Source organism: Flavobacterium sp., assembly GCF_043779715.1.
GTDB lineage: Bacteria > Bacteroidota > Bacteroidia > Flavobacteriales > Flavobacteriaceae > Flavobacterium.
Genome location: NZ_JAYWDT010000089.1, coordinates 1 through 8,800, shown reverse-complemented (window position 1 = coordinate 8,800; position 8,800 = coordinate 1). Strand labels below are relative to the sequence as shown.

At 32.5% G+C, this 8,800-nt stretch carries 7 protein-coding genes; 3 read left to right on the top strand and 4 right to left on the bottom strand.

Annotated features, from left to right (window positions below; all coding sequences use genetic code 11):
• Nucleotides 1–117: 117 nt before the first annotated feature.
• Nucleotides 118–645, top strand: a complete 528-nt coding sequence (locus tag ACH2BG_RS04600; protein WP_395046545.1) for an MFS transporter — start codon at nucleotides 118–120, stop codon at nucleotides 643–645.
• A gap of 270 nt (nucleotides 646–915) precedes the next feature.
• On the opposite strand, the gene ACH2BG_RS04595 is transcribed toward ACH2BG_RS04600, so the two are convergent.
• From ACH2BG_RS04595 to ACH2BG_RS04580, 4 genes are all read right to left on the bottom strand, one after another.
• Nucleotides 916–3,351 carry a TonB-dependent receptor domain-containing protein gene (locus ACH2BG_RS04595; RefSeq protein WP_395046544.1) on the bottom strand — a complete coding sequence of 812 codons (2,436 nt, stop codon included), beginning with the start codon at nucleotides 3,349–3,351 and terminating at the stop codon, nucleotides 916–918.
• Complete coding sequence (locus ACH2BG_RS04590) at nucleotides 3,332–4,699, bottom strand: HTTM domain-containing protein (protein WP_395046543.1); 1,368 nt, start codon at nucleotides 4,697–4,699, stop codon at nucleotides 3,332–3,334. Before ACH2BG_RS04590 ends, ACH2BG_RS04595 begins: the two co-directional genes overlap by 20 nt.
• 2 nt (nucleotides 4,700–4,701) lie before the next feature.
• Entirely contained in the window at nucleotides 4,702–5,817 is a 1,116-nt protein-coding gene (locus ACH2BG_RS04585) for an imelysin family protein (protein ID WP_395046542.1), read from the bottom strand.
• A 72-nt stretch (nucleotides 5,818–5,889) separates the two neighbouring features.
• A complete protein-coding gene (locus ACH2BG_RS04580; protein WP_395046541.1) occupies nucleotides 5,890–7,119 on the bottom strand; it encodes a DUF4856 domain-containing protein in 1,230 nt (409 codons plus the stop codon).
• Between the two features lie 159 nt (nucleotides 7,120–7,278).
• On the opposite strand from ACH2BG_RS04580, the gene ACH2BG_RS04575 reads away from it, so the two are divergent.
• Together ACH2BG_RS04575 and ACH2BG_RS04570 are read left to right on the top strand one after the other, a co-directional pair.
• A complete protein-coding gene (locus ACH2BG_RS04575) occupies nucleotides 7,279–8,445 on the top strand; it encodes an imelysin family protein (RefSeq protein ID WP_395046540.1) in 1,167 nt (388 codons plus the stop codon).
• A gap of 66 nt (nucleotides 8,446–8,511) precedes the next feature.
• Nucleotides 8,512–8,800: di-heme oxidoredictase family protein (locus ACH2BG_RS04570; protein WP_395046539.1), on the top strand; the 289-nt coding region annotated here is incomplete at its 3' end.

Here is an 8,800-nt window from a genome sequence, read left to right as displayed (position 1 = left end):
AAGTTATCTCCGATTTTAACCAAGATAATAGAATATAAAACTAAAAACCTATCTTAAATCGTTGAGATTTCTGTCTGAAAAATGGGTACAGCATAGTTACAATATCGAAAATTAGTAATCGGGTTACTGGTATTTACATTATTTAACAGTTCTGATATTTTCTTGTTATTAAAAGCAAAACAGGCAGGGCTAACTGATACAGCAGTACTTGGAGTTTATATTTTTTACAATTTGGTTTATGCACTTTGCGCATTTCCAATAGGAATCTTTGCAGACAAAATAGGATTAAAGAAAATATTTGTTTTTGGGCTTTCTTTGTTTGCAATCGTATATTTTGGGATGGCTTTCAGTACTAATATTTATACTATTGCAATGCTGTTCTTTATTTATGGAGTTTATGCAGCGGCAACCGAGGGGATTTCCAAAGCTTGGATTAGTACAATTTCCGACAGAAAAGATACGGCAACAGCAATCGGAACTTATTCAGGTTTTCAAAGTATTTGTACAATGTTAGCGAGTTCATTAGCAGGATTAATTTGGTATCAATTTGGTGCAAATGCCACATTTATAATTACTGGAATAGCAACAGTTTTTATTAGCATTTACTTCTCATTTTTTGTGGAAAATAATAAAAACAAAAATTAAATCGCATAAAGAAAATAAAAAAGCCTCGTTTATTCCAAAATTTTAGGACATTAAGCGAGGTAGATTTTTGATTTGATTTTTTTGTAAAATTATTTATAAATGTTAAATTTCATAAGGTTCTTGATGTGAGTTGATTCTATTTTATTACCCAACTTCTTGGATTAAAGATCAATTTCGATGTGGATTTAGCATTTCAAGACTTTTTTAATTAAGAAAGGAAAACAGGTAAAAAATGCTGATTGGATTCTCAATCAGCATTTTTTTTAAACATTAAAAAACAAACTCAAGCGTAGTATAAAAAGTTCTAGCATCCGATGGAATGATTCCGGGACCGGGATAACCAGTCGCTCTTCTTGTAAAATAACTATTGTTTGTAAAATTAGTAATCCCAGCTTCCAGTTTCCAGTTTTTCCATTTGTAGGATGTTGAAAAATCAGCGACGTAATAAGCAGGAATTTGACCAAAAATGCCATACGTATTGTCATTTACATCTGTTTTACTGTTGTTTGCTTCCGTAAATTGAGAAGATACATAGGTGAATTGTACACTCGAAATAAAATTCTTGTATCCAATTCCTGTTCCCGTTTTTATGTTGTATAGTGGCACGAATTCAACTTTATTACCTTCAATATTAGGTGCGTCCGATTTTAAATATTCCGAATCTGTAATAGCAATATTGGAGAATACATTCCAAACAAAGTTCTCTTTTTGTTTAAAAAAAGTTTTATTCAAACTCCAATCAAACATTGTTTCAAAACCATAAGTAACAGCAGTTCCTATATTGTCTCTGAACCTTACAATTGCTGCCGAACCATTTGGATTTCTAGTTTCGTATTCACCAATTTTATCATTATAATACAATCCATAAACGCTTGCATCAAAAGTTACTTTATCCCCTATTTGTCCCCGAATTCCAATATCAGAAGTGTAGCCTTTTTCATCCGAAATATTTTCATCAATCACCTGGCTTGGACTTACAGTTCTGATGTCATTGAACGTTACCGACCGATAATTTTGTGAAACATTTCCATAAAATTCTATTCTATTTAATGGTTTATAGCTTAATCCAACCCCAAACAAAACAAAGTTTCTATCTTTTATATTATTCTCAAACTTGGTTTCATCTAAAATCACATTTCCAGCTAAATCCAGATTTATTTTTCGATAAGAACCTTCTGCCTGTGTTTTTATTTTTTCAAATCTAAAACCTGGTGTTACAGAAAAATTAGAAGTTATTTTGAAAATATTCTCTCCAAAAACCGATACATTCAAGTTTGGATACATATAATTGGATTGGTTGGCATAAAAAGGAAATTCTGCATCAGCAACATTAAAATTGGCATCACTGCCCGAGGTTCCCGGACCTTGAACTCCTGAATTTTTAGATTGATAATATTTGGCTCCAATTAAAAAAGCGCTGGTGTTGTTTTTTATTTTGTAGCGTTTTAAAAATCGTGCCTCCACTCCCCAATTGACAAATTCCCCAATTATTAAATCTCTTTCCGTACCTACTCCATCAGGATTTGAAACCCTATTAGAACGATATCCAACTGCTTTTCGACTTGCATCTAACCCAAATAACTGCAATGAAAAATCGGTATTAGCATTAAATTTATGTTTTAATCGCAATGCAAATAAATTCCAGTTTACTGCAAACCAATTTCGGGTTCTATTGCTTTGTGTTGGATCTTCATTAAACATCACATCAGTTAATCCGCCAGCTTGTTGGGCTAAATAATTAAAATAAGTATAATCAAAATGCAATGATGTTTTTTCGTTGAACTGATAATTCAAATTCCCAAAATAGTTTTTGCTTTCAAATTCAGAATTGGGTCTAAAACCATTTCCTTGTTTGTAATTATAAAAGGTGTAGTAACTGAATTTATCTTTTGTACCGCTTAATGAGGTAAAATTGGTAAACAAACCATAAGAGCCAAAAGTGTTTCTCGTTGCGAATTCAAATGGTTTTTTGCTTGGTGTTTTTAGTTTAAAATTGACTAACCCTCCAAATTGAGTTCCGTATTGCAATGATGCTGCACCGCGAACTACCTGAATTTCTTCGAGGGCTTCAGTAGGTGTAGCATAATAACTTTCAGGATAACCAAGAACATCTGCACTTATATCATAACCATTTTGACGGGTATTAAAATTGGATGTTCGGTTTGGATCTAATCCTCGTCCACCAATACTTAATTGTAAACCACCATCAGAACTCTCGTTGATTGTTAATCCTACAACTTGAGCAAATATTTGACGTGCATTATTGGTTGCTTTATTTGCTGTAATTTTATTTAACGAGATTACTTCGGTTTTTTTTCCAGCGTAAATAGCAGTTTCATCAATATCTTTTAATTTATTGAGTGCAAATATTTTTTCTTTTTGTTTATTGATAACTACTTCCGAAAGGTTGGTGACTTTGTCCAAAACAATAACAATGCTTTCATCGGATGTTGCAACTGTATTTTCTAAAACTGCATAGTTTTCTTTGTAAAAAACAAGTTCATAATTCCCTGACTTGTCTAATTCTATTGAAAACTCTCCTTTAGAATTAGATAGATATTTAGTTCCGGAAGTTTTATTATATATTTCAACGGAAGCTAGTACTGTACCATTGCCAGCTGTAGTCATTCCTGAAATTTTATATTGGGAAAAACTATTTATTGTAAAAAATAAAAGTAGAATACAACTAAAATCCTTTAATTTCATCGTTAAAAGGTAATATCCAAGTTTTGTGATGGAATGTTTCATTTTCTTTGGCTAAATTTATTGTTGGATTGATATATTTTTGACTTAATCTTCCATTGAGAGCAACATAGCTTTCTACTCTAACTTCGGGGTCGTTAATGCCTTGTTTTTGATAATAATCGTGTAAAAAATGTGCATATTCCAAAATAAAATCTGGTTGGAATGACATTTGCTTTTCCTGAAAAGTGGTTAAGAAATGACTGTTATTGATCACTATATATTCTTTCGTTTTAGTATCGGTAACACTAAATTGGGTATAACCAGCTTTTTCCATAAGCATCACGCGCCACGAAAACCGAAAACCTTCTTCTGTCCAAAATAATTCATCTGGATACAATACATATCGAAAAGGAAACAGTAACTGAAAAGATAAAAAACAGGTTAAAAAGGCTATTTTAGTATTATAAACTCCATTAAAATGCTGAATTTTTTCTCTTCCGTTCTCAAAAACAGTCATACTGAAATTGAATAATTTTGAAATAATTTGTAAACCCTTTTTATGAAAATCCGCATTAAAAAAGAGCAATGAACTTACAATCATTATATACGGAAAAACACCAATGGGAAATAAAATTTTAGTCAGAATATGAAAGACTACCACTAAAACAAATGCAAATAAGCGAGTTCTTCTATAAAGTAATAAAAAAGGTATACTTAAATCATAAATCATCCCCGTCCAGCTAAATGCGTAGTGCACCCAATTCTCGTTTAATAAAGAACCAATTAGAGGTAAATTAGAATTATTGGGTAACCAGATTTTGAGTGGCATCGCTTCAAAAAGCCAGTCGGAATTAAGTTTTGCCAAGCCAGCATAAAAATATACAATACCTAACAATAGTTTTAAAATATCAGTAGTCCATCTCGGGATTTTCTGATAGGCAATTCTAGGGTTTCTATACGCATCGATTGAAAAATAGACATTAGCAGGTAAAAAAATAAGTATAAAACTCACCACCGTAATAAAATAATAATGGTTCAGGTAAGTGGTTTTGTCCATAAATTCAATGTAAGTAAAACTCAGGAAAAAGGAAATTATCGATAATTTATATTTGTATCCTATTGCGACAAAAAAAGCTGCCAACCCTGAAACAAAAAACAATAAATACGTATAATTCCCTAGCGGTTTAACCCACTCAAAGCCATAATACGTGAAGTGAAATTGGGGTTGGATATAAAATTTATCAATCCAACCATAACTCACAAATCGGATAAGACTTAAAACCATCATAAAGCCAAACGCTAGCCTAAAAAAAGCTAGCGTTGATGCCTCTGAATATTTATTTAGATATTTTGTTATACTTAAACCCATAATTAATCGCCATCGCCATCTACATAATCAATAGTAATATTTAATGCTTGCATCATATCTAGTTTTGTATAGATTACATTTTGCTGTAAAGCATCATATGCGGCAATCATTTTTGAATTATCAGCATTTACTTGCTGAGAAAAACTATTGTTAAGCGCATTGTTTACTGTATAGATAGTAGCAAATTGATTATTTATAATATCACTTAACTTCTGATTGTTCCTAATAGCATTTAAAAAATCTAAATACGTTTTTAGACCTTCACCAGTTGTAGTACTATTAAAATGTTTTCCATTAAAAAAATCTTGCTGTGCTTTTATTGAAACATTCAACAACTCTTTAGAAATATCATTTTTATAATACCCTTCTACTTTTTCTGGAAATTTGGCGCCACTTGAAAAAATACCTGCTGGAATACCTAATTTACCGGTCCGAATATCTTTTTCAAGATTTTTTACAAATAAATTTGTTGTTTTATTCACTGAACTACTTACCGAAGTCCCATTGTTAGCAATATAACTATTTCTAAAACTTGAATTCCAACTGATTACAACTGCATCAGCATTAGTTTTTAGTTTGTTAACAACAGCTGTTAAATACTGCTTGTAATTTGCAGCATTTGCATTTGTAGCATAAAACCCAACAAGTGAAGCATTATTTGTACCCAATCCATTAACTAAATAATCCAATGCCGGAAAACCTTGTTTGTCAAATTGAGACAACAATTCCAGATTATAAGTTCCAGATGAAATATTTGATTCTATACCGATTGCATTTGTTGGATAAGTATTGGAAGCCATATTAAGATTAATCTCTTCCGCTTTACCCAAATTATACATCGATATATATTGATATGCTTTATAAGCCTCTAACCAAGAAGTTCTCAGAATTTGAAGATTTGCTTCAGTTGGAGTTGCAACAAAAGTATTTGTGCTAGTTACCAATATTTGAACTTTCGCTTGATAATTTACATAACTTGGAATAATAATATTATCAGCCCAGTTTGTTAAAAGCGCTGTTCTATCGTAATTATCCCCGTCCGTATTATTTTCACCATCATTTGATGAGCAAGCTACAAATACGGCAACAAAACTTAAAACTAATAGTATCTTTTTCATATTCTTAAAAATTTAAGCAAAAGTACAAAAGCAAGAGGGTTAATTTCTCTTGCTTTGTTTTTTTTTACTGAGTTAATTTACTGTGGTAGCTTGAGCAACTGTAAACCCAAATTTTACTGCTATTTGTGTAGATATGGTATCTAATTTTGCTCCTAAAGTATCGATAGCCCACAAACCATTTGTTCCGCTTACCATAGAAGCTAACATTGCATCTACTTCTGATTTGGTAAAATAAGGACTATTTGTTCCTGGTTTATTTGTATATCGCAGCGACATAATAAATCCATAACCTTCAGACAAAGCGTGAAAAGCTTTTGCTCCCTTATCAGTTGCTAATTTACCTTTCCCTTCTTGCAAATAAAATACAGCTCTCACTGCTGAAACCATTGCTAGTTTTGATTTGATAATATCGATTTGAGCATCACGAACTTTATAATCATTAGCTACGATTGCTGCTCTACCTTTACGGAAAGCCAAGTCAATATCTGCTTTAAGAGTATTAAAATCAGTATCGGCATTAACTTGATTGATATAACTGCTCCAGAATTTAAAAGTGTTTGGCGTAATAGTTAAATTATCCGCTCCATAGATATAGCCATAAGCTTCATCCCAGTTGTGCTCCATTTCAGTATAACTCTTTCCTGTTAACAATACTTTGTTTGTGTTGTCAACTTTATTAGTACCGCCATCAAGCTTATTTAGACTTAAATAATTATTAGCTATTTGATCCATAAAGCAAGCCCCCATAATTCCTTTTAATAATACTTGTTGGGGCTCTAATCCATTTGCTGCAAATAAGCGCTTGCTTGTTCCATCTAGATAAACACCTGCAACACCCGCAGAAGCTGTTGCTCCTTGACTTGCAGCATCACCATTGTCGAATTGGGTTTCAAATAAATCACGAACACTTACTTGTTCAGCTATTGAACCACCACCAAGATATAATGAAAAATAATCTTTTGAAGCAGCCGTTTTATCTTTTAATTGTTTTCCTGAAACGTTTAAACCTGCGCCAGTATAACGGTTATTTACATTAGCATACATGTCTGATAGTACTGCGTCATCAGCGACAGTGCCGTTTGTTGCGGCTGTACTAAAATATTTCCCCATCTCATCAAGCATTAATAAGCGGCTCGATTGCCCAGAATAATCTACAGAAGTCACAGCATTTCTTTCAAATGTGTAGGTTGCTGGAACAGTATAATTATAAGTATCTTCAGCTGTAGTATCGTCATTTGAACAAGATGCAAGCGCTAACAATAAAATTGGGAATGCGGAAAGAGATAATTTTTTAAAGTTCATTTCAGTTAATTTAGATTGAATTAAAATAATTTCTGCAAATATAAAACCTAAATTAAAACAAACAAATTTTTATTTAAATTTATTCTAAATAAAATTTGGCGATTTAATAAAAGTTTATATTTTTGCCTTAAGTTTATTCATTCTAAATAAAGCAAAACTATGAGAAAAATATTTTTAAAAGTTTCAATACTTTTAACAATGGGGGTTTTAATTACTTCATGTAATACTAACGATGATTCCTCCAATACTTCTAATGTTACAAAAAAACAAGTTGTGGAAAATTATGCAAACATTGCTCACGCCAATTATCAAAAAGCGTATGATGATGCCGTAATACTAGAAATAGCAATAAATACATTTACAACATCACCAACTCAAGTCAATTTTGATAATGCTAAAAGCAAATGGAAAGCTGCAAGAGAAAGTTATGGTACTACCGAAGCCTTTCGTTTTGCTGATGGACCAATTGATAATGCCGATGGACCAGAAGGATTATTAAATGCCTGGCCATTAGATGAAAATTATGTTGATTATGTTCAAGGGGCTACAAATGCTGGAATAATCAATGATTTGACAACATTCCCAACAATAAACAAAGCTCTTTTAGAGCGTTTGAATGAACAAGGTGGAGAAAAAAATATCAGTGTTGGATATCACGCTATAGAATTTTTACTTTGGGGACAAGATTTGACAGCTCCTTCTGCAAACCTAGCTGGATTGAGAGCCTATACAGATTATGTTGTTGGGGGAACAAATACAAATCAAACAAGAAGAGCAGCTTATTTGAAAGCATGCGCTGATTTATTGACCGATAATTTGGAGTATTTAGTAAATCAATGGAAAGTTGGAGGAATCTATAGATCTAAATTCCTTGCACTACCTGATGATGTCGCTGTCAGAAATATTTATCTGGGGATAACTACACTTGTGTCTGCAGAATTACCAGTAGAGCGTATGGATGTTGCACTTGGAAATGCAGATCAAGAAGACGAACATTCTTGTTTTAGTGATAATACTCATAGAGATATTGCTTTGAATCTTCAAGGAGTAATCAACGTGTATAAAGGGAATTACGGAACTGTTGATGGAGCATCACTAGAAGACTTAGTTAAACAAGCTAACACAAATACATACAATAGCACAGATGTAGCATTAAATGCTGCCGTAACTAAAGTTAGTGCGATAGTAACACCTTTCGATTTAGCTATTTCTGGTGGTTTAACCTCTACCGAAGGTGCGAAAGTTAGAATGGCAGTTTTACAGCTGAAAGATTTTGGTTCGAATTTGCTTGCTGGTGCTTCGAAAATTGGTATCACTGTAAATTAATGAATTCGTAAATTCAGGTTTAATCAAAGTGTCCTTGTAACTGGACACTTTTTTCTATTTAACAAAATGAAGAACACTTTCAAAGGTCTCGCTTTTCTAATTTGCTTTCAACTTTTCAGTTGTGCCAATACTGACGATGAATATGTAGCATTAACACCCGAAGAGAGGGAACAATATTCTGGTGGAGAAACTACTGTTTTTAATATTTCGGAAGAAGCTTTTGGCTTTTCTGCTCCCAACTTGACATTCGATGAGCAATCCGATTTTGGTATTGGTAACTCCTTTTTTAGACAAAGTTGGGTTTCTGCACCCTCTTCTACAACTGCTAGAGATGGTTTGGGACCGTTTTTTAATG